This window comes from Kribbella sp. NBC_00889 (genome assembly GCF_045207705.1).
In the GTDB taxonomy this organism is placed as follows: Bacteria; Actinomycetota; Actinomycetes; order Propionibacteriales; family Kribbellaceae; genus Kribbella.
The window spans coordinates 6,242,573-6,263,055 of record NZ_CP108783.1; the positions used below are offsets into that span (position 1 = coordinate 6,242,573).

A 20,483-nucleotide genomic window follows, 5' to 3' on the forward strand; every position below is an offset into this window, starting at 1 on the left:
CGGGGTTCAGAGGCCGAACACCGTCAGCGGTTGGGGACCTGGACCTCTACCACTCGGATGTTGGTGGTGCCCGGCGCCGGGTCGAGTTGTTCGGGGGTGTCGCCCTGGGGACCGCCGGGGTTGGAGGACCAGGTGGTGTGCCAGTTGGTCTTCGCGGTCACGGGGCTGGTGCCACCACCGGCGCTGGCCTTGTGGAAGGTGATGGCGCACTGGCCGGTGGCGCCGGGCGCGTACGGTACGCCGGCGTCCGGGCAGGTGACGGTGTCCGCGTTCGGGGCCGAGACGGTCATGCCGGTCAGGTCCGCGTCCACGCGGGCCGAGATCCGGCCGACCATCGAGTTGACCGAGGCCTCGACGTAGTAGTTGGTGGTGCGGTCCTGGAGCCAGACCCAGGTGTCGAGGTTGACGAGGGTCGCGGCATCGCCGTTGTGCTTCGGGTTCCAGTCCAGGCGCGGCGCCGGCACGGTCAGGGCGTCGAAGGCAACGTTGCGCAGGATCTCCGGCGGCACCGGCGGGATCGGGGGCGTGCCGCCGGCCGGCACGTAGACGCCCCGGTGCTCGGCGAACCAGGCGTCGGAGTACTTGAAGAACCCATCCAGGTCGTCACCGAAGGACGCCGACGAGCACATGCCGCCGTACCAGTGGCCCTTGTCGTCGTCCTTGTACTTCTCGTACCCCGGGTACGGATCGATCGTGTCACCGTTGGGTCCGCGGCCCATGGTGCCGCCGCCCTTGACCCATTCGTAGTACTCCTTGCCGGTCAGGCTCTGGATGTACATGCAGGGAACCGGCGTCGACACCGTCTGGGTCCCGCCCTGTCCGCCCGAACCGCTACGGACACCGGTCCCGGTGACGGTGATGCTGATGGTGTTGCCGCCGGCACCTGGTGTCGGGGTCGTGCGGTCGGCGAAGGCGGGCTGGGCTGCTGTCACCACGCCCGCCACTCCGAGTGCGGTCAGGATCGCCAGTCGTCGGATCAACATGGTTCCGCCTTGAGGTTGTACTCGGTCACCTTCCAGACACCGGCGATGTTGCCGAGGATGACGCTCGCGCTGAGCTTGGGATCCTTCTTGGCCCCAGGTCCCACGTACGTCGTCCCGTTGGCCCGGACCAGCACCGACTTCGACTGGTCGTAGCAAGTGTCCAATGCTGCGGCGGCAGCGCTCGTCCTGACCACCTTGGTGGTGACAGTGATCGCGCCACCGGTGCGCACCTTCTGCGTTTTCTGGCTCTGCAGGATGCTTCGGACGTCCTGCAGGGCAGCGGCCGCGCCCCATGTCGCCAGGGTCGGATCCTCGACGTTCGTCGCCTGGGTCTTGTGCGAGGCACGCTCGAAGGCGTCGTACGCCTGCAGCGCCAGGGCGGCGGCGGCCGGCGGGGCCGGCTTGTGGTTGATGACGAGGGTCAGCGCACCGTACTTCTGGGTGCTGGTGGTCGGCACCGCCGTGGGCGTTGCGGCCGAGTCCGGCGTCGTGGCCGGAGTACTGCTCGAGGGACCGCTCGAATCCGAACCTGCCTCTGGCAGGCCACCTGTGTCGTCCGATCCACCACAGGCTGCGGGCAGCACCATCATCGGCACCAGCAGCAGGGCAGCAAGCCGTGCGCGAACCACAGACACCTCCGACTATCCGGTCGCTGCGGACACCTTACCGTCGGAGAGGGCCAGGTCACGCCCCGATGCGGTCGATCACCAGCGGGGTCCGGTCGTACGACGCTGCGACCTCGACGGCGTCCGCCAGGGACTCCAGGGCGCGGTCGAAGCGGGCCGGGTCGTCGGTGTGGAGGGTGAGGAGTGGCTGCCCCTCGGTCACCTGGTCGCCGGGCTTGGCGTGGAGTTCGACGCCGGCGACCGGGGAGACGGGGTCCTCCTTGCGGGCGCGGCCGGCACCCAGGCGCCAGGCGGCGACGCCGATGCCGAGGGCATCGAGTTTGGACAGTACGCCGGTGGCCGGAGCCGGTACGACGTGTTGCTCGGGGGCGACCGGGAGCTCGGCGGACGGGTCGCCGCCCTGGGCCGCGATCATGGTGCGCCAGACGTCCATCGCCGTACCGTCGCGGAGCTTCTCGGCCGGGTCCACGTCCGTGACGCCGGCCGCGGCCAGCATCTCGGCCGCCAGCGCGATCGTCAGTTCGACCACGTCCGACGGGCCGCCGCCGGCCAGGACCTCGACGGATTCGCGGACCTCGAGCGCGTTGCCCGCGGTCAGGCCGAGCGGGACCGACATGTCGGTGATCAGGGCAACGGTCTTCACACCCGCGTCCGTGCCCAGGGCAACCATGGTCTCGGCCAGCTCGCGGGCGTCGGCGAGATCCTTCATGAAGGCCCCGGAGCCGACCTTCACGTCCAGCACCAGCGCACCGGTGCCCTCGGCGATCTTCTTGCTCATGATCGAGCTGGCGATCAGCGGGATCGCCTCCACCGTGCCGGTCACGTCCCGCAGCGCGTACAGCTTCTTGTCCGCGGGCGCGAGGCCGTCTCCGGCGGCGCAGATCACCGCGCCGACCTCGTCCAGCTGGCGCATCAGTTCGTCGTTCGAGAGCGCGGCGCGCCAGCCCGGGATGGACTCGAGCTTGTCCAGGGTGCCGCCGGTGTGGCCGAGGCCGCGGCCGGACAGCTGCGGTACCGCGACGCCGCACGCGGCGACGACAGGTGCCAGCGGCAACGTGATCTTGTCGCCGACGCCTCCGGTCGAGTGCTTGTCCGCGGTCGGCCGGGACAGCTTGGCGAAGTCCATCCGCTCGCCGGAGGCGATCATCGCCGCGGTCCAGCGGGCGATCTCGCGGCGGTTCATGCCGTTCAGCAGGATCGCCATCGCCAGCGCCGACATCTGCTCGTCCGCGACGTCGCCCCGGGTGTAGGCGTCGATCACCCAGTCGATCTGACCGTCGCTCAGCTCGCCCTTGTCCCGCTTGGTGCGGATGACATCCACCGCGTCGAAGCTCACTACTTCTCCAGGTCCTCGGGCCCGAACGCGTCGGGCAACAGCTCACGCAGCGGCCGCGGCCCGGTCGGCGTCTCCAGCAGCAGGTCCGGCCCGCCGTTCTCGTGCAGCAACTGGCGGCACCGCCCGCACGGTGTCAGGAGGTCGCCGTGCTGGTCCACGCAGGTGAACGCGACCAGCCGGCCGCCGCCGGTGCGGTGCAGCTCGGACACCAGGCCGCACTCGGCGCACAGGGCCAGTCCGTACGACGCGTTCTCGACGTTGCACCCGGCAACGATGCGCCCGTCGTCGACGTACGCCGCCGCGCCGACCGCGAACCCGGAGTACGGCGCATAGGCGCGCCCCATCACCTCGACAGCGATCGCCCGCAGCGCCGGCCAGTCGACATCCCCCGGCACGGCGCTAACCTGCCTGACCGCGTCGATATCTGAGTCCGTCGGCGGCAGGCATCCGGAGCCGCTGGGCGGCCAGCCCGAGCACCAGCAGGGTCGTCACGTACGGCGTCATCCGGGTGAAGTCGGCCGGCACGGTGTCGGTGGTGAAGAACCAGACCGCGAAGCCGACCCCGATCACCAGCGAGGTGGCGGCGGCGATCTTGAGCCCACGCCGGAACTGCAGCACCGCCACGCCCAGCAGGATGACCGCGACCAGGATCAGCAGCGCGTGCACGGCCTCGCCACCGGCCCGGAGCTGGAGGGCGTCGGTGTAGCCGAACAGCACCGCACCCATGACCAGACCGCCGGGCCGCCAGTTGCCGAAGATCATCGCTGCCAGGCCGATGTAGCCACGTCCACCGGTCTGCCCGTTCTGGTAGATCCCGGACGAGACGAGCGCGATGAACGCACCACCGCACCCGGCGATCGCACCGGACGTCAGGACGGCGATGACCTTGTAGCGGTACACGTTCACGCCCAGGCTCTCCGCCGCCACCGGGCTCTCACCGCAGGACCGCAGCCGCAGGCCGAATCCCGTCCGCCACAGCAGCAGCGCGCTGCCGACGATCAGGATCACCGCCAGCACAGTCATGCTCGACAGCTCGGTGGTCACGGCGGCCACGAGCGAGGCCAGATCGGAAACGATGAACCAGTGCTTGCCCTGCAATGTCGTCATCGCATCGGAGATCCCGGGAATCGTGATCGACAGCGGGGCGTCCAGCGGTGGCGACTGGGTCGGGCCGCCGCCGCGCAGGCCGGAGAACCAGGTGTCGGCGAGGAAGGCGGCCGTGCCGAGCGCGATGATGTTGATCGCGACACCGGAGACGATGTGGTCGACCCCGAAGTACACGGTCGCGAGCGCGTGCAGGGCGGCGCCGATCATGCCGAACACCATCGCGCCGACGATCCCGGCCCACGGGCCGTACCAGTAGCCGAAGTACCCGGCGCCGATGGTGCCCAGGATCATCATGCCCTCGAGGCCGATGTTGACCACTCCGGCGCGTTCCGACCACAGACCGGCCAGCGCCGCGAGGGCGATCGGGACCGAGGCGTTGACCGTCTCGCGCATGGTGCCGGCCGAGTCGACCTCGTTGGCGCCGGTCAGCACACGGACCGCGGAGATGAGCACCACGCCGGCGAGCAGCCAGACCCAGATGCTGATCTGCCGCCGCCGCACGAATGCCTCGGACGGGGGTCCGGCGGGCCGGAGCTCTTCGGGAGCCATCGTCATCGGGTCGCCTCCGGGGTCGCCCCGGCCGGAGCCGAGCTACTGAGTTCCGCTGCCACCTGCCGCTGTTCCAGTGCGTTTCGGTACCGGCGTACCACCTCGTAGGCGATGACGACGGCGAGCACGATGACGCCCTGGCTGATCGCGACGATGTCCGGCGAGACCTGCGCATTGATCTCGAGCAGGTTGCTCTGCTCGGTCAGGTAGGAGAACAGCAGCGCGCCGAACGCGATGCCGATCGGGTTGTTGCGGCCGAGCAGTGCCACCGCGATCCCGGCGAAACCGATGCCGGCCTGGAAGGTGGTGCCGTAGCTGTGCGAGTTGCCGAACAGCAGCGGCAGCCCGATCAGGCCGGCCACCGCGCCCGAGATCATCAGTGAGACGACGACCATCCGCCGTACGTCGATGCCGCTGGCAACGGCCGCGCTGGCCGACGTACCGGTGGCCCGGAGCGCGAAGCCGAACTTCGACCGGTTCAGCAGGATGGCGTAGCCGACCCCGCCGAGGACTGCGAGCAGGGACAGGCCGAGCAGCTCGTTCGGGGCCCCGGGCAACAACTTGAGCCCGGGCATCCAGCTGTCCTTCGGGATCTCCTTGGTGGCCAGGTTGCTGCCGGTCGACACCCCCACCTTGCGGAGCAGGTACGCCGTCAGCGAGAGCGCGATCGCGTTCAGCATGATCGTCGAGATCACCTCGCTGACGCCCCGGGTGACCTTCAGTACACCGGCGATGGAGGCCCAGAGCGCGCCGACCACCATCGCCAGGACGATGGAGACGATCACGTTGATCGGCCCCGGCAACCAGCCTTGGGCGGCGAACACCGCGGCGGTGAAGACCGCCATCTGGTACTGGCCCTCGACACCGATGTTGAACAGGTTCATCCGGAACCCGATCGCGGCCGCCAGGCCGGACAGATACAGGACCGACGCGTTGTTGAGGATGTTGATGACGTTGCGCTCGGCCGGGACCGAGAAGATCGTGCTCAGGAAGCCGGAGACCGAGCTGCCGGCCGCCAGCAGGATCAGGCAGGTGATCACCAGCGAGACGACGATGGCAAGCACCGGCGCGGCCAGCGCCAGGACGATCCGCCGTAGGTCGAGCTTGCCCATCACTCCTCTTCTCCGGCACCGGTCATCGCGGAGCCGAGCTGCTCCGGGGTCACCGTGTCAGGGTCGAATTCGCCGACCAGCCGGCCGCGCAGGATGACCTGGATCTGGTCCGACAGGCCGATCAGCTCGTCCAGGTCGGCGGAGATCAGCAGCACGGCCAGGCCTTGCCGCCGGGCGTCGCGGATGTGGTCCCAGATCGCGGCCTGGGCGCCGACGTCCACGCCCCGGGTGGGGTGGGACGCGATCAGCAGGACCGGGTCGCCGCTCATCTCCCGGCCGACGATGAACTTCTGCTGGTTACCGCCGGACAATGCCCGGGCGGTGGTCTCGATCGACGGCGTCCGGACGTCGAACTGGTCGACGATGCGCTGACTGTCCTTGCGGGAGCCGGCCTTGTTGATCCACGGTCCGCGCACGGTCGGCGGGCGGTCCTGGTGGCCGAGGATCCGGTTCTCCCAGAGCGGGAAGTCGAGCAGCAGGCCGTGCCGCTGGCGGTCTTCGGGGATGTACCCGATACCGGCGTTGCGGCGGGCCGCGGTGGACCAGCCGGTGATGTCCTCGGTCCCGAGCAGGACCCGGCCGGAGGTCGCCGGCCGGATTCCCATCACCAGCTCGACCAGTTCGGTCTGGCCGTTGCCCTCGACACCGGCGATGCCGAGCACCTCGCCGCGGTGGATCTGCAACGACACGTCGTCGAGCAGGTTCCGCTCTGCCACGGCCAGCGTCACGTTCTCGACCGCAAGCTGGACGTCGTCGGTGACGGTCGACTCCTCGGTGCTGGGCGAGGGCAGCTCCGAGCCCACCATGAGCTCGGCCAACTGGCGGGCGGTCACGTCCTTCGGCTGGACGGCGGCGACCGTGGTCCCGCGCCGCATCACTGTGACGTCGTCGGCGACCGCGAGCACCTCGTCCAGCTTGTGCGAGATGAACAGCAGCGTGAACCCCTTGGCCTTCAGCTCGCGCAGGTTGCCGAACAGCGCGTCGACCTCCTGCGGCACCAGCACGGCGGTCGGCTCGTCCAGGATGATGATCTTCGCGCCGCGGTAGAGGACCTTGAGGATCTCGATCCGTTGCCGCTGGCCCACACCGAGGTCCTCGACCAGGTGGTCGGGCGACAGGCCGAAGCCGTAGGAATCGGACAGTTCCTTGATCTTGGCCCGGGCCTTGTCGCCGATCCCGTACAGCTTCTCGGCGCCGAGGACGACGTTCTCCAGCACGGTCAGGTTGTCCGCCAGCATGAAGTGCTGGAACACCATGCCGACGCCGTGCTGGATGGCATCGGCCGGCGAGTTCAGGACAATCTCTTCGCCGCCGATCTCGATGGTCCCCTCGTCCGGCTTCTGCACGCCGTACAGGATCTTCATCAACGTCGACTTGCCGGCGCCGTTCTCGCCCACCAGGGCGTGCACCGTGCCGGTCCGGACCTCGATGTCGACGTCGTGATTGGCCACCACACCGGGAAAACTCTTGCCGATTCCCCTCAGCCGGACGGCCATCGTCTGAGTCATGGTGTCGATGTCACACGCTCCCAGATCTGCGGCGACCTCGTTGTCGCCGCGACGAGCCTCGGGCCCGGGCCGCAACGCTACCGCGTCATCGACCCGAGCCCGAGGGTTTCACACGTCAGAGTTTCGACGGTGCCTTGAGCTCGCCGGAGATCAGCTTCGCCTTGTACTCGTCGATCTTGGGGGTCACGTCGTCGAGGAAGCCACCGCTGGTCGCGTACCCGACACCGTCCCGCTTGATGTCGTACAGGTCGTAGCCCGGCTTGGTGGTGCCGTCCTTGAACGCCTTCGCGAAGTCGAAGACGGCCACGTCGACCTTCTTCAGCGACGACGTCAGGATGTGCTTCTGCTGCTCGGGCGTCGCGGTCTGGTATTGGTCGGAGTCGACGCCGATCGCCCAGATGCCGTCGGGCTTCGTGCTGACGACGTCGAACAGGCCGCTACCGGACAGGCCGGAGGCGTGGAAGACGATGTCCGCGCCGGCGTCGTACAACGCGGTGGCGGCAGTCTTCGCCCCGCCCGGGTTCGCGAACGCCTTGTCGTCGCCCTTGTCGGACAGCCACTTCATGTCGACCTTGATGCTCGGGTCGACCGCGGCCACGCCGGCCTTGTAACCGGCCGCGAACGGGTCGATGATCGGTCCCCGGGTACCGCCGATGAAGCCGACGTGCTTCGCCTTGGTCTTGAGACCGGCGGCGACACCGACCAGGAACGAGCCCTGCTCGACCGAGAACACCAGGTTGGTGATGTTCGGGCCCTCGGCGAATCCGTCGACGACCGCGAACTTCTTGTCCGGGTACTCCTTGGCGACCTTGTTCACCTCTTCGGTGTAGACGAAGCCCACCGCCACGATCGGGTTGAAGCCCGCCTCGGCCAAGGTGCGCAGCCGCTCTTCCTTCGCGGAGTCAGGCTCCTGTGCGGCAGCCTCGGACTCCTCACAGGTGGCGTCCAACTCGTCGAGGGACTTCTTCACACCGGCCGCGGCCAGGTCGTTGAAGGAGTGGTCACCACGGCCGCCGATGTCGTAGGCCAGGCCGATCTTGGGACCCGCCCCGGACTTGTCGGCGCACAGTTCGTCGCTCCCCCCGGAGGCAGCCGCGTCCTCGTTCTTTTTCGCACAGCCCGCCAAGATCAGCGCCACTGTGATGGCGACCGCCGCCAACTTGCTCGTGTGCCGCAAGATGCCTCCTCGATCCCTGATCGCCCCGTGCAGGCGTTCGCAGCGAAACGATAGACCCGGCGAGACCCCCCAGCCACTGACGATGCGTCACTGAAATGCTCGTTACTCAATCGTAGTTTCGGTGGTGACGCTCAGCCAGAACTCCGACGCGGCGGGTGAGGTGGCGCTGACCGGATCGGTCCGGTGCCTGAGCCCGGGCCGTTGTTCCGCCGCTGCGATGCGAGAATTCCCCAATGACCATTTCGCAGCAGCTGCTGCTCAGCGACCTGCAGAGCCGTGTCGCCGCAGTCCGGGACGAGATCGTGACCGTACGTCGCGACCTGCACGCGCACCCGGAGCTCGGCTGGCACGAGGTGCGGACCACCGAGCTGATCCGGCAGCGGCTGGTGGCAGCCGGACTGTCCCCGCAAGTGCTGCCGACGGGCACCGGTCTGATCTGCGACATCGGCTCCGGCGACACTTGCGTCGCGCTTCGCGCCGACATCGACGCCCTGCCGGTGACGGAGGGTGTCGATTCCCCTTTTCGGTCGACGTACGAAGGCGTGGCGCACGTCTGCGGTCATGACGTCCACACGGCGATCCTGATCGGTGCCGCCGAGGTGCTCGCACGGATGGCCGCCGACGGGCTGCTGCCCCACCGCGTCCGGCTGATCTTCCAGCCGGCCGAAGAGGTCATGCCCGGTGGCGCGCTCGGTGTGATCGCGGCCGGCGGTCTGGAAGGGGTACGACGGATCTACGGCCTGCACTGTGATCCCCGACTGCAGGTCGGGCAGGTCGGGCTCCGGGTCGGTGCGCTGACGGCAGCGTCGGACCGGGTCCTGGTCCGGCTGACCGGCGAAGGCGGTCACACCTCCCGGCCCCATCTCACCGGCGATCTGGTCTACGCCCTGTCCACCCTGGTCACCGAGCTACCGGCGGCGTTGTCGCGCCGCGTCGACCCGCGGGCCGGGCTGTCACTGGTCTGGGGCCGGATCACCGCCGGCTCGGCCGCGAACGCCATCCCGTCCCGTGGTGAGGCCGAAGGCACCGTGCGGTGCCTGGACGTCAGCGCCTGGAAGCTGGCCGCCGATCTGATCCCCCTACTGGCGGAGCAGTTGATCGCTCCGTACGGCGTCGAGGTCAGCACCGAGGTCACACACGGCGTACCCCCGGTCATGAACGATGCGGAGGCGATCGCGGTGTTCCAGCGTGCGGTCAGCGAGGCGATCACGCCCGACGCGGTGGCCGCGACCGATCAGAGTCTGGGCGGCGAGGACTTCGCCTGGTACCTCGAGCATGTTCCGGGAGCGATGGCCCGGCTGGGGGTTCGTCCCCTCGGTGTGGACGCGGCCGCCGACCTGCACACGCCCGGCTTCTGCCCGGACGAGGACGCCATCACCGTCGGGATGACGGTTCTGGCGTCCTGCGCCCTCTTGGACTGAAGGCTCAGCGGTTCGGAACCTGAACCTCGACGACCGGCACATTGACGGTGGTCGAGTGGTAGACCTCCGGCAGCGCCGCGCCGGAGCCGTCGCTACCGGACCAGGTGCCGCCCCAGGTGGTGCTGGCGGTCACCGGCCAGCCGGCGCTCGACCGGTCGAACGAGATCGTGCAGGCCGAGCCCTCGGAGGCACCCGAGCCGTACGCGTACTTGGCCTGGTTGACCGAGCACGACGTGGAACCGGCCGGTGAGGTGAAGGCGACACCGTTGCTCTGCGCATCCAGCGTCACCGTCGTGTTCCCGGCGGTGGCGGTCAGGTGCAGCTTGCCGTCGTCGGCGAGCGCGGTGGCCGGGTTGGTCACCCAGAACCAGGTCGGCACGTTCACCAGTGTGGCGCCGCCGTTCCCTGTGACCTTCGGGTTGCGGTCGATGGCCGGGTCGGTCAGCCCCTGCTGGGCGACGTCCCACAGCGAGGTGGCCAGATCCTCCGGCGCGACATACGGCTCCGGCACCTGGCCGTCGACGAACGCCGCGAAGCCGATGCCGATCTCGGTGCCGTAGTAGTTGCCGCCGGACTTGGTGTAGCCCTCGTCAACACCGTTGTGGCCCTGCTGGCACCGCAGGCTGTACCAGCGGTACTTCGCTCCGTTCTTCGCTGCTTCCGTCACCCGCTTCACCTCGTCGGCGTCCGGCATCGACAGCCGGCCAGCCGCGGCGTGCCCGCTCAGCAGCGGGATCGACTCGTCGTAGAACTTCTGGAAGCCCTCGGGCGTGGTCGCGTCGTTCCCCCCGATGTCGGGGTTGTACAGCTCCCACCAGCAGGTCGGCGCGACGGCCAGCGACGTACCGCCGCTCTTCACGACGCCGCCGGAGTCGCTGGTGATCGTCACGCTGACCGAGATCTTGTAGCCACCGTCACCGGACTGCTCGAGCCCTCCGCCGGCGTGCGCCGGCGCGGCCGTGACCGCCGCCGCTGCAAGTCCCGCCAGGGCGGTGGCGAATACTGTGCGCTTCATGGCAAAACTCTCCCCAGTTTCTGGTGGTACCACACGATCGAGACGTGGGTTCTGACGTTCTATGACGCGGATCGGTTGCGTCAATGGCAGGGCCTGTCGCCACCGAACGTGATCGTCTTGACCAGCCAGATCTTCCCGCCGCCCAGTTCGAGCGTGCTGGTGATGTTGTAGAACGGCTTCGGCGCGCTGAGCGGTTTGCCCTTCGCGTCCACGTCGACCGTGGTGTTCACCATGCAGGAGGTCAGCGTCGCGGCCGACCCGCGCGCGGTCACCTTGGGGACGTCAACCCAGACCTCGCCGACCGTGTGCTGGCCGCGACTGCGCAGTCCCGCGACGTCGGACCGAACGGCGTTCAGCGCGGCCCCGGTCGCGGTCTCACCCAGTGCGTCGAGATCCACCTGGACCTTGTGGTACGCCGTCAGCCGGACCTCGATGTACTTGATGAACGCGTCCGCGGCCGCCTTGTCCGAGGTCGACGCCGCCACGACCTTGCGCCGGTGCACCGCGATCGTGTTCGGCGGGCCGCCGCTGGACGACCCTTCGGTCGGAGTCGCGGACGTCTCGCCCATCGTTGTACTGGCACTGGTCGGCCCGCTCGAGTCCGAGCCGAGCGTCGGCAGCCCGCCACCCTCGTCGTCGCCAGGGCCGCAACCGGCGGACATCAGCAAGCCCAGCACCACCCCGACGACCGCCATACCTCGACGCCCCATCCCCAACCCCTCTCGACCCGCAGGTCCACTCAACGCTAGCGTTCGAGCGGACCATATCGGCTGGAGTCAGAAGGTGTCAGCGGGGACGTAGACACCCCACACATCCCTGAGGGTGTCGCAGACTTCGCCCACGGTCGCTCGGGCCTTGAGGGCCTGTCTCATCGGGTAGAGGCAGTTGGCATTGCCTTCGGCCGCCGTCTTCAGGGCAGCCAGGGCCTCGTCGACGGCCGGCTGGTCGCGTTCGGCGCGGAGCTTGGCCAGGCGTTCGACCTGCTGGGCCTCGATCGCGGGGTCGACCCGGAGCGGTTCGTACGGCTCTTCCTCGGCGATCCTGAACTTGTTCATCCCAACGACGACACGCTCGGCCGAGTCGATCTCCAGCGCGATCGCGTACGCCGACCGCTCGATCTCCTGCTTCTGGAAGCCCTTCTCGATCGCCGCGACCGCACCGCCGTACTCCTCGACCTGATCCATCAACTCGACCGCGGCCGCCTCCACCTCGTCGGTCAGCGACTCGACGACGTACGAGCCGGCGAACGGGTCGACGGTGGCGGTCACATCGGTCTCGTAGGCGAGCACCTGCTGGGTGCGCAGCGCGAGTCGGGCCGCCTTCTCGGTCGGCAGCGCGATCGCCTCGTCGTACGAATTGGTGTGCAGCGACTGCGTCCCACCGAGTACGGCGGCCAGTCCCTGAACGGCGACCCGGACCAGGTTGACCTCGGGCTGCTGCGCGGTGAGCTGGACGCCCGCGGTCTGGGTGTGGAACCGCAGCATCATCGACTTCGGGTTCTTGGCGCCGAACTCGTCCCGCATCACCCGGGCCCAGATCCGCCGGGCGGCACGGAACTTCGCCACCTCCTCGAGCAGCGTGGTCCGGGCGACGAAGAAGAACGACAGCCGGGGCGCGAACTCGTCCACGTCGAGGCCGGACGCGACCGCGGCCCGGACGTACTCGATCCCGTCCGCGAGCGTGAAGCCGATCTCCTGCGCGGGCGTCGCGCCGGCCTCGGCCATGTGGTAGCCGGAGATCGAGATCGTGTTCCAGCGCGGCAGTTCCGCCTTGCAGTAGGCGAAGATGTCGCTGATCAGCCGCAGCGACTCCTTCGGCGGATAGATGTAGGTGCCGCGGGCGATGTACTCCTTCAGTACGTCGTTCTGGATCGTTCCGGTGAGCTTCTCACCGGCGACGCCCTGCTCCTCGGCGACGAGTTGGTACAGCAACAGGAGCACCGACCCGGGGGCGTTGATCGTCATCGAGGTGGACACCTGGTCCAGCGGGATCCGGTCGAACAACAGCCGCATGTCGTCGATCGAGTCGATCGCCACGCCGACCTTGCCGACCTCGCCGTGCGCGATCGGGGCGTCGGAGTCGTAGCCCATCTGGGTGGGCAGGTCGAACGCGACCGACAGGCCCATGGTGCCGTGGTCGATCAGCTGGTGGTACCGCTGGTTCGACTCCGCCGCCGTACCGAACCCGGCGTACTGGCGCATGGTCCACGGCCGCTCGGTGTACATCGTCGGGTACACACCCCGGGTGAACGGGAACTTCCCCGGCTCCCCCAGCTTGCTACCCGGCTCGAACCCGTCCAGCACCTCCGGCCCGTACACCGGCGCGAACTCGAACCCCGACTCACTCCGATGACTCATCTCCCCACGGTAGGCCGAACCACGCTCCGACTGGTATGCACCAGCGCACGCCACGGATGTGGGGTGAAGCACAGAGGTGCGCTACAGTCGCGCGCCTCCCCTGGAAGGATCCACAGATGTCGCTGCACCGTCCTGCACCGGCTCCCCCACCCACGATCCACCGGCCGGCCCGGCGGCGACGCCGGCCTGCCGTCCTTTCCGGCGTCCTTGCCGCAGTGCTCGTGGTCGCTGCCGTCGCGGTGATCCTGGTACGGCGCAGCGGCGACACAGCAACCACCGACGCGGCCAGCTCCCAGCTCCTGCTGGCCGACGGGGTGACCGCAGGGGGCTCGATCACCGGCCAGGCGCGCACCCTTGCGGACGCGCTGACGGAGCGCGGCCTCGAGTGCAGCGCACGCTTCACCAGCGCGGAAGGCGGACACTCCGGCTGCTTCGCGTATCGATCAGCAAGCCGGACGACGTCCTCGGTCGCCTTCCAGTACCGGCCGGACGGCACCGTCACAGCGTTCGCCCTCAAGGTCAGGGCGACCGGCGACACTGCGTCGGCGCTGCGGTCTCTGGCCGCCGCCGTTGGAGACGTCGTCTTCCCCGCGGATCTGACGAATGTGGGCGTCGTACTGCAGAACTGGGGCGGCGCGCCCGAAGGGACATGGGGCAAGTACGAGATCATCAGCCGGGGTCCGAAGACGCAGGTCAACGGGGCGAAGCTCGGCAGCAGCCAGCTCGAGGTTCCGGTCCTGCACCTCGACACCACCGAGCCCGATCTCGCGAAGGCCCTCACCGCCGATGGGTACACCTGCACTGCCGACAACGAGACCTGTCAGGGCAAGTACGCCGGACGGCCCGGCCTCGCGCTCAAGTTCTCCGGACCGGACACCGGCATCACGTACCTCATCGCCACCGCCGCGACCGGCGCGACAACCGGCAAGGCCTTCGAGCAACTACGGACCACCGCCTTCGGGCACCTCCACGGTGACGCCGTCGCACCCGTGCAGGACTGGGTTTCGCGGCATCTCGACGGACGCTCGCACATCGCCTACGTGGCCGGCTGGCGGGTCGACCTCGAAGTAACCCCCGGCCGGCAGATCCGCCTGACCCTCTTCAATGAGGAGATCTGGCTCGTAATGTCCTGAGCAACGAGGAGCCTGACGCTCGGGGGCGCTCGATCACCTCCGGAGACCGTTTGCCGCGTGGCGGGATTGGTTCTAGGCTGTGGCGGCTTCGGGGGAAGAGGTTTCCGCCTACCAACCCGGAGTTTTGATGCGCGTGCGTGGACTGGCCCTCGGGGGCCTGGCTCTGATCATCTCGGCGGCGGTCGGCGTGGTGGTCGCCGGACCGAGCTCGGCGGACGAGCCGGTGCTGGCGAAGAGTGTCGGGACCCAGCTACCGGTGCAGGACCTCCGCGCGATGGAGCTCGACGAAGCGCGTGGCCGCCTGTACTTCGCCCAAGGCGCCGGCAGCGCCCTCCCACTCGTGGTCACCGACCTGGACGGCGCGCTGCAGAAGAAGCTGACCGCGGTGACCGGCGCCTCCGACGTGGTTCTCAGCAACGACCACCAGCAGGTCCTCGTGACCCAGGACTACGACCGCGTGACCGCGCTGGACGCCGACACATTGGAGCCGTCGGCAACGTACGACGCACCGAAGGGCGCCTGCGTCTACAGCGCCGAACCGGCCGGGGACAAGATCGTCGCCGCCTTCCTGGACTGCGGTCTCGGCACGTCCGGCCTGCTGATCTGGTCCGCGCCCGGGACCACCGCGACGGTGTACACCGACGGCCCGAACTACCACCCGATCATCGCCGGGGCGGCCAACGGACTGCTCGTCGCCGGCGACACCGGGTACTCACCGGTCACGACGTACGTCATCGACGTCTCCGGCGCCACACCGACCATCGTCAGCCGGCGCGAGAACACCGGCGAGAACCTGGTCGACTACGCCGTCAGCCCCGACGGCACCGAGGTCGTCGAGACCGTCGGCTACCCGTACGAGCACCACTCGTACAAGCTCCCCGACCTGTCCGACGCCACGGTGTACCCGAGCGGCGTCTACCCGGCCGACGCCGCCTGGTCCGGCGACAGCTCGACGGTCGCCGTCGGCCGCTCGAGCACCGCCTCCAACGACGCCGACGTGCTGTTCTACGCCAAGGGCAGCACAACTCCGACGTACGCCGTCGATTTCCGCAGCAGCGACGAGCTCTGGAAGGGCACCCTGCTGCTCAACTCCACCGGCACCCGGGCCTGGGCGGTCACGTACGACGACACGTATCAGAACGTGCAGCTCCTGCACTCCTTCGGCCCGGCTCACGCGCCGAAGGCGCCGATCACCGACATCCATGTCACGGCACCCACCGGCTCCGGCAAGGACAAGTCCACCGCGTCCGTCACCGTCACGTGGACGTCGCCGTACTCGCGTCCCGGAAGCTCCACCAACCAGCAGTTCCTGCAGCTCTACGCCACCCCGGCCGGCTCGACCGCCCGCCTCATCGGCAACCCCGAGCTGACGTCGGCGGGCAGCTTCACCGCCACCTACGCCCTCCCGCGCGGAACCACCACGTTCACCGCCCACTACAAGGACTTCGAGAACTGGTACCCGGAGGCCACTGTCACCACCACGATCACCCGCTGACCGCGGTGGTGCCCCGTTGTTCACGGGGCACTCACCAAATGCAGCCCCGTGGTCACGTACCCGTCACCCGGCGGCCCTGCAGCCGTCGACAGGGCATCCACACGGTGTTACAAAGCTGTCGCCGAGGGTTCATGCGCGGTGGGGAACCTCACAGCTGTGAGGATCGTGATGGTGGCTGAGACCTTCCTGCCGCAGATCAATGGCGTGGCGAACACCGCTCGCCACGTCGCCGATCGGCTGCGTGCCCGCGGGCACGAACTGCTGATCATTGCCCCCGGCCCCGGTCCGGACAGCTACGCCGACGTGCCCGTGATCCGGGCCCGCAGCTTCCGGACCCCTGGGTACAAGGAGTTCCCGGTCGGCCTGCCCGATCCGTCGATCGAGCGGGCGATGGCCGACTTCAGCCCCGATCTGGTCCACGTCGCGTCGCCGTTCATCATCGGCGCCTACGGGCTGCGCGCGGCGCGCCGGCTGGGCCTGCCGACGGTGGCGATCTTCCAGACCGACATCGCCGGGTTCGCCCGCCAGTACCCCTGGTTCGCCGCCGCAGACCGCGGGATCTGGCGCTGGGTACGGCGTACCCACTCGCGGGCCGATCGCACCCTGGCACCCTCCACCGCGTCGGTGGAGGCGCTGGTGCAGGGCGGCGTACCGCGGGTCCATCTGTGGGGCCGAGGCGTGAACCTGGACCTCTTCGACCCCGGTCACCGCGACGAGAACTGGCGCCGGGAGATCTCCCCGGACGGCAAGCCGATCGTCGGGTACGTCGGCCGGCTGGCCGCGGAGAAGAAGGTCCGCCGGCTCGCCGAGCTGACCGGCCTGGACTGCCGGATCGTCGTCGTCGGCGACGGGCCGGACCGCGCGTCGCTGGAACACTCCTTGCCCAGCGCAACCTTCCTGGGGATGCGCCGGGGTGCCGACCTGGCCTCGATCTTCGCCGGGCTGGACGTCTTCGTGCACACGGGCGAACACGAGACGTTCTGCCAGACGATCCAGGAGGCGCAGGCCTCCGGCGTGGCCACCGTCGGCCCGGCCGCGGGAGGCCCGCTCGACCTGATCCACCCGGGCGAGAACGGCCTGCTCTTCCAGCCCGGCCGGCCCGGATCGCTGCGCCAGGCGGTCAGGACGCTGCTCGATCACCCCACGGCTCGCGACCGGATGGCCGCCAGCGGCCTCGAACGCGTGCAGTCCCGGACCTGGCCGGCGGTGGTCGACGATCTGGTCGACCGGCACTACGCCGAGGTCCTGCGCGAGGCCGCTGCCATACGGCGGGTCGCTTGACGTCCTCCCGGCCCTGAGGACCGGGATTCCAACCACTACACGGAGGTAGCGAGTTGAGGTTCACGCTTCAGGGAGGCCCGTACGGACGACTCTCGGCGTGCACTGACGACCCGTCCGGCCGCGATGTTGAGTGCCGCGTTCACGTCCGCGTTCGCCCGATGCCCGCAGGCCACGCACCGGAACACCGCTTGACTCTCGCGGTTGTCCGGTACGCAATGCCCACAGACACTGCAGGTCTGCGACGTGTAAGCAGGGTTAACCTTCTCCACGCGTCCAGCAGCCTTGTGCTCCAGACGGCGCACCAAGCCGCCCCAGCCGTTGGCCAGAATCCCGCGGTTCAGACTCGCCTTCGCGGCACGACGGTTCGGCAGGTACCTATCGGGTCGTTCCGGGTCAGGCTTGGGCTTCGGACGACGAGTCATTTGCGTGACGCGCAGGTCTTCCACGCGGACGACGTCGAACCGCCGCGCCAGGTCGGTGCTGGTCTTCTCTACCCAGTCCTTACGCCGATCACCGGCACGCGCCTGCAGCTTGGCGATCGCGACCTTCGCCCGCCGACGCCGGTTGGAGCTCCGACGACACCGGGACAGTCGTCGCTGCAGGCGCGCCAGCCGCACCTGCTCGCGCTCAGTCAACCCGGGACAGGCCAGAAGTTCACCGGTGGACAGCGCCGCGGCCACCGCCACGCCGCGATCCACACCGACGACCTCACCCGTACCCGGCGCGGGAATAGGTGCAGGTTTCGCGGCGAACGCGAGGTGCCAGCGACCTGCCCGATCACAGGTCACACGGTAAGACTTCGCGTCAGGAACGGCACGCGAGAGCCGCAACCGCACCCAACCGACCTTCGGGACGTTGACCGCAGCCCACTTCCGATTCAGCCTCACGATCCGGGATGCCTGCGGACCGACAATGCGGAACCCCTCATGCCGCCCGGCCTTGCGCCACGTCGGACGCTGGTGGGTCCCGGTGTAGTAGTTCTTGACGGCCTGGTCGAGGTCCCGCAACGCCTGCTGCTGCACGGTCTGCGACCCAGCCCGCAGCCACCCGAACACGGCTCGCGCCTCGGTCAGTTGCTTTGCCTGCTCGACGTAGCCGGGCGTCGGGCCTCTGTCGCGGGTCCACAGCGACCACTGCTCAAGCGCCAGGTTCCACATATGCCTGGCATGCCGGCACTGTTCCAGCAACGCAGTCTGCTGCGCAGGAGTCGGGTACATCCGGAACCGGGACACAAAATCCATCCAACCAGCCGGGACCGACAGTCCCCGATCTCTGACAGGAGGGAGTCGCGGTTCCTCCCCGCCCTGAAGGACGGGATTTCCCCGCGACCTAACAGATGATGCAACTGCGGATCGCCCAGCTGGCCAACTTCGTCGGGCCGACGTCCGGTGGGATGCGGACCGCGATCGAGCACCTCGGTCAGGGGTACGTCGAGGCCGGCGCCGAGCGGATCGTGATCACCCCGGGTGAGAGGGATGTCGCGATCGACACCGAGTTCGGCACGGTGGTCCGGACGAAGGCCCTGAAGATCGCCGGCGGGTACCGCCTCATCACCGATCCCTGGAAGGTGATCGAGACGCTCGAGCGGTTCCGGCCGACCACCGTGGAGATCTCGGACAAGTCCACGTTGCTGCCGGTCGCGCGCTGGGCCCGCAAGAACGACATCGGCTCGGTGTTGTTCAGCCACGAACGTCTGGACGCGATGCTGTCGTTGTACACCGCCCGGCCGCGGCGGCTCGGCGGTGAAGGAGCGCAGTACCGCCAGGGCGTCATCGCCGGCGTGGGCGCGCTGTACAAGATCCTGAGCCGCACGTACGACGCGGTCGTGGTGACGTCGCGGTACGCCGCGGCCGAGTTCGATGAGGTGACGACGCCACTGGTCCGGATCCCGCTCGGGGTCGACCTGGACACGTTCCATCCGTCACTGGCCGAGCCGGTGGACGACGGAGTACTCAAGCTGGTCCACGCCGGGCGGCTGTCCCGTGAGAAGAGCCCGCACCTGGCGGTCGCCACCGCGGCCGAGCTGCATCGCCGCGGGGTGAACCTGCGCATGGACGTCTACGGCTCGGGCCCTCACCTGGACGAACTGGTCGCGATCGCCGGTGACGCCCCGGTCATCTTCCACGGGTACGTCGACGGCCGCCGGCGACTGGCGACCCACCTGGCCGAGGCGGATGTCGCGCTGTCCGTCTGCCCCGGCGAGACCTTCGGCCTGGCCGTCCTGGAGGCGCTCGCCGCCGGTACGCCGGTCGTCACGGCGAACGCCGGCGGTGCGCGCGAACTGGTCGACGAGACCTGCGGCCGCTGGGCCTCGGCGAACCCGGTCGCGCTGGCGGACGCCGTACTCGAACTGGCGAAGCTGCCCGGCCGCAGAGCCGCGGCCCGTCGCCGGGCCGAGCTCTACGACTGGGACTCCTGCATCCGCCACATGCTCGCCCTCCACACCCGGCTGGGCCAGGCGCGCCTGGCCGCTTAGGTCAGGTGGTCGTAGTCGCCGCGTACCCAGGCCGCGTGGCGATCGGCCGACCGGCGTACGACGGCCTTCGCGTCGACCGGGATCGACGCACCGAAGTTGTTGTAGAGCCGGTCGTACTCGAACGGGTCGAGTGCACGGGCGACCCGGTCCACGACCGCGCCCGACAGCGGAATCCGGTTCGGATAGCTGCGCATGAAGCTGACCGACGTACGGTCCGGATTGGCGAAGATCGTGTCCCCGGACAGGATCACACCCTTGCCCTCGGCACCTTCCGCCCAGTGCACCACCGCACTGCCCGGGAAATGCCCACCCGGCTGGATCACCGTCACTCCGGGCAGCGGGTTCAGCTTGCCCGACCAGGTCCGGATCACCGGGTCCTGCCGGGCCACCCACTCCGCGTCCGGCTCGGACACGTACACCGGCACGTCACCGAGCCGGTGGCTCCACTCGACCTGGACGCCGTACATGTGCGGGTGGCTCGCGATGATCCCGGCCACCTCGCCCCGTTCGCGGATCCGCCGGACCGCGTCGTCGTCGACGTACCCGATCGGGTCCCAGAGCAGGCTGCCGTCCGGGGTCACCAGCAGCATCGACTGCTGACCGATCCCGGCCGGCGGCTTCGACCGGACGCCGTACAGGTTCGGCTCGACCTCGTCGATGGTCACCTCGGTGCCGGCCGCGGCCAACTCCTCCAGCGTGGTCCAGTGCTGGCCGTCGGCCGGCACCCACTGCCGCTCGTCGGCGCAGATCGCGCAGACCTCCACTTGTTCGGAGTGCTCCACCGCACAGGTCGCGCAGATCCAGAAACTCACCGTGTTCTCCCCTCAGTCGGCCGACGCGACCGATCTCACACGCATCGCGATCGATGTCACATCTGTCAGTACATTTCACCGCAAGCAGCGGGTCT

General features: G+C 68.9%; 18 protein-coding genes. 5 read left to right on the forward strand and 13 right to left on the reverse strand.

Features of this window, described 5'->3' with window-relative positions; genetic code table 11:
* Positions 1–23: 23 nt before the first annotated feature.
* The 8 genes from OG817_RS30475 to OG817_RS30510 form a co-directional block, all read right to left on the reverse strand.
* Entirely contained in the window at positions 24–983 is a 960-nt protein-coding gene (locus OG817_RS30475; RefSeq protein WP_406048022.1) for a hypothetical protein, read from the reverse strand.
* A complete protein-coding gene (locus OG817_RS30480) occupies positions 977–1,612 on the reverse strand; it encodes a hypothetical protein (protein WP_406048024.1) in 636 nt (211 codons plus the stop codon). Before OG817_RS30480 ends, OG817_RS30475 begins: the two co-directional genes overlap by 7 nt.
* Positions 1,613–1,667: 55 nt before the next feature.
* On the reverse strand, positions 1,668–2,945 hold the full coding sequence (locus OG817_RS30485; protein WP_406048026.1) for a thymidine phosphorylase: 1,278 nt from the start codon (positions 2,943–2,945) through the stop codon (positions 1,668–1,670).
* Positions 2,945–3,340 carry a cytidine deaminase gene (locus OG817_RS30490; RefSeq protein ID WP_131516977.1) on the reverse strand — a complete coding sequence of 132 codons (396 nt, stop codon included), beginning with the start codon at positions 3,338–3,340 and terminating at the stop codon, positions 2,945–2,947. Before OG817_RS30490 ends, OG817_RS30485 begins: the two co-directional genes overlap by 1 nt.
* Before the next feature lie 4 nt (positions 3,341–3,344).
* Positions 3,345–4,607: an ABC transporter permease gene (locus tag OG817_RS30495; RefSeq protein WP_406048028.1), complete on the reverse strand. Its 1,263-nt coding sequence runs from the start codon at positions 4,605–4,607 to the stop codon at positions 3,345–3,347.
* Positions 4,604–5,713, reverse strand: a complete 1,110-nt coding sequence (locus OG817_RS30500) for an ABC transporter permease (RefSeq protein ID WP_406048029.1) — start codon at positions 5,711–5,713, stop codon at positions 4,604–4,606. Before OG817_RS30500 ends, OG817_RS30495 begins: the two co-directional genes overlap by 4 nt.
* Positions 5,713–7,221: an ABC transporter ATP-binding protein gene (locus OG817_RS30505; RefSeq protein WP_396391790.1), complete on the reverse strand. Its 1,509-nt coding sequence runs from the start codon at positions 7,219–7,221 to the stop codon at positions 5,713–5,715. Before OG817_RS30505 ends, OG817_RS30500 begins: the two co-directional genes overlap by 1 nt.
* Positions 7,222–7,336: 115 nt before the next feature.
* A complete protein-coding gene (locus OG817_RS30510; protein ID WP_396391789.1) occupies positions 7,337–8,398 on the reverse strand; it encodes a BMP family protein in 1,062 nt (353 codons plus the stop codon).
* Positions 8,399–8,631: 233 nt separating this feature from the next.
* On the opposite strand from OG817_RS30510, the gene OG817_RS30515 reads away from it, so the two are divergent.
* Entirely contained in the window at positions 8,632–9,819 is a 1,188-nt protein-coding gene (locus OG817_RS30515) for an amidohydrolase (RefSeq protein WP_360438817.1), read from the forward strand.
* Positions 9,820–9,823: 4 nt separating this feature from the next.
* Here the strand turns inward: OG817_RS30515 and OG817_RS30520 are convergent, their stop codons facing one another.
* From OG817_RS30520 to OG817_RS30530, 3 genes are all read right to left on the reverse strand, one after another.
* Entirely contained in the window at positions 9,824–10,834 is a 1,011-nt protein-coding gene (locus OG817_RS30520; RefSeq protein ID WP_406048031.1) for a hypothetical protein, read from the reverse strand.
* Positions 10,835–10,914: 80 nt separating this feature from the next.
* Positions 10,915–11,544 carry a hypothetical protein gene (locus tag OG817_RS30525; protein ID WP_406048033.1) on the reverse strand — a complete coding sequence of 210 codons (630 nt, stop codon included), beginning with the start codon at positions 11,542–11,544 and terminating at the stop codon, positions 10,915–10,917.
* A gap of 66 nt (positions 11,545–11,610) precedes the next feature.
* Positions 11,611–13,191, reverse strand: a complete 1,581-nt coding sequence (locus OG817_RS30530; protein ID WP_406048034.1) for a methylmalonyl-CoA mutase — start codon at positions 13,189–13,191, stop codon at positions 11,611–11,613.
* Positions 13,192–13,307: 116 nt separating this feature from the next.
* Here OG817_RS30530 and OG817_RS30535 point away from each other — a divergent pair, with 116 nt between their 5' ends.
* The 3 genes from OG817_RS30535 (at position 13,308) to OG817_RS30545 (ending at position 17,100) form a co-directional block, all read left to right on the forward strand.
* A complete protein-coding gene (locus OG817_RS30535; RefSeq protein ID WP_406048035.1) occupies positions 13,308–14,324 on the forward strand; it encodes a hypothetical protein in 1,017 nt (338 codons plus the stop codon).
* 127 nt (positions 14,325–14,451) lie between these two features.
* A complete protein-coding gene (locus OG817_RS30540; RefSeq protein ID WP_406048036.1) occupies positions 14,452–15,819 on the forward strand; it encodes a hypothetical protein in 1,368 nt (455 codons plus the stop codon).
* A gap of 168 nt (positions 15,820–15,987) precedes the next feature.
* Positions 15,988–17,100, forward strand: coding sequence for a glycosyltransferase family 4 protein (locus OG817_RS30545; RefSeq protein ID WP_406048038.1), 1,113 nt, complete (start codon positions 15,988–15,990; stop codon positions 17,098–17,100).
* A 35-nt stretch (positions 17,101–17,135) separates the two neighbouring features.
* On the opposite strand, the gene OG817_RS30550 is transcribed toward OG817_RS30545, so the two are convergent.
* Positions 17,136–18,341, reverse strand: coding sequence for an RNA-guided endonuclease InsQ/TnpB family protein (locus OG817_RS30550; RefSeq protein WP_406048040.1), 1,206 nt, complete (start codon positions 18,339–18,341; stop codon positions 17,136–17,138).
* Between the two features lie 95 nt (positions 18,342–18,436).
* On the opposite strand from OG817_RS30550, the gene OG817_RS30555 reads away from it, so the two are divergent.
* On the forward strand, positions 18,437–19,576 hold the full coding sequence (locus OG817_RS30555; protein ID WP_406048041.1) for a glycosyltransferase: 1,140 nt from the start codon (positions 18,437–18,439) through the stop codon (positions 19,574–19,576).
* Here the strand turns inward: OG817_RS30555 and OG817_RS30560 are convergent.
* Positions 19,573–20,388, reverse strand: coding sequence for an MBL fold metallo-hydrolase (locus tag OG817_RS30560; RefSeq protein ID WP_396391781.1), 816 nt, complete (start codon positions 20,386–20,388; stop codon positions 19,573–19,575). The two genes, OG817_RS30555 and OG817_RS30560, sit on opposite strands and share 4 nt — an antisense overlap.
* Positions 20,389–20,483: the final 95 nt, after the last annotated feature.

What these genes read in the sequence shown, in the direction of transcription:
- OG817_RS30515 (WP_360438817.1), top strand. Translation starts at nt 8,632, where the DNA reads ATGACCATTTCGCAGCAGCTGCTGCTCAGCGACCTGCAGAGCCGTGTC.
- OG817_RS30525 (WP_406048033.1), bottom strand. Translation starts at nt 11,544, where the DNA reads ATGGGGCGTCGAGGTATGGCGGTCGTCGGGGTGGTGCTGGGCTTGCTG.
- OG817_RS30530 (WP_406048034.1), bottom strand. Translation starts at nt 13,191, where the DNA reads ATGAGTCATCGGAGTGAGTCGGGGTTCGAGTTCGCGCCGGTGTACGGG.
- OG817_RS30535 (WP_406048035.1), top strand. Translation starts at nt 13,308, where the DNA reads ATGTCGCTGCACCGTCCTGCACCGGCTCCCCCACCCACGATCCACCGG.
- OG817_RS30475 (WP_406048022.1), bottom strand. Translation starts at nt 983, where the DNA reads ATGTTGATCCGACGACTGGCGATCCTGACCGCACTCGGAGTGGCGGGC.
- OG817_RS30500 (WP_406048029.1), bottom strand. Translation starts at nt 5,713, where the DNA reads ATGGGCAAGCTCGACCTACGGCGGATCGTCCTGGCGCTGGCCGCGCCG.
- OG817_RS30550 (WP_406048040.1), bottom strand. Translation starts at nt 18,341, where the DNA reads ATGGATTTTGTGTCCCGGTTCCGGATGTACCCGACTCCTGCGCAGCAG.
- OG817_RS30505 (WP_396391790.1), bottom strand. Translation starts at nt 7,221, where the DNA reads ATGACTCAGACGATGGCCGTCCGGCTGAGGGGAATCGGCAAGAGTTTT.
- OG817_RS30540 (WP_406048036.1), top strand. Translation starts at nt 14,452, where the DNA reads ATGCGCGTGCGTGGACTGGCCCTCGGGGGCCTGGCTCTGATCATCTCG.
- OG817_RS30545 (WP_406048038.1), top strand. Translation starts at nt 15,988, where the DNA reads ATGGTGGCTGAGACCTTCCTGCCGCAGATCAATGGCGTGGCGAACACC.
- OG817_RS30520 (WP_406048031.1), bottom strand. Translation starts at nt 10,834, where the DNA reads ATGAAGCGCACAGTATTCGCCACCGCCCTGGCGGGACTTGCAGCGGCG.
- OG817_RS30555 (WP_406048041.1), top strand. Translation starts at nt 18,437, where the DNA reads ATGATGCAACTGCGGATCGCCCAGCTGGCCAACTTCGTCGGGCCGACG.
- OG817_RS30495 (WP_406048028.1), bottom strand. Translation starts at nt 4,607, where the DNA reads ATGACGATGGCTCCCGAAGAGCTCCGGCCCGCCGGACCCCCGTCCGAG.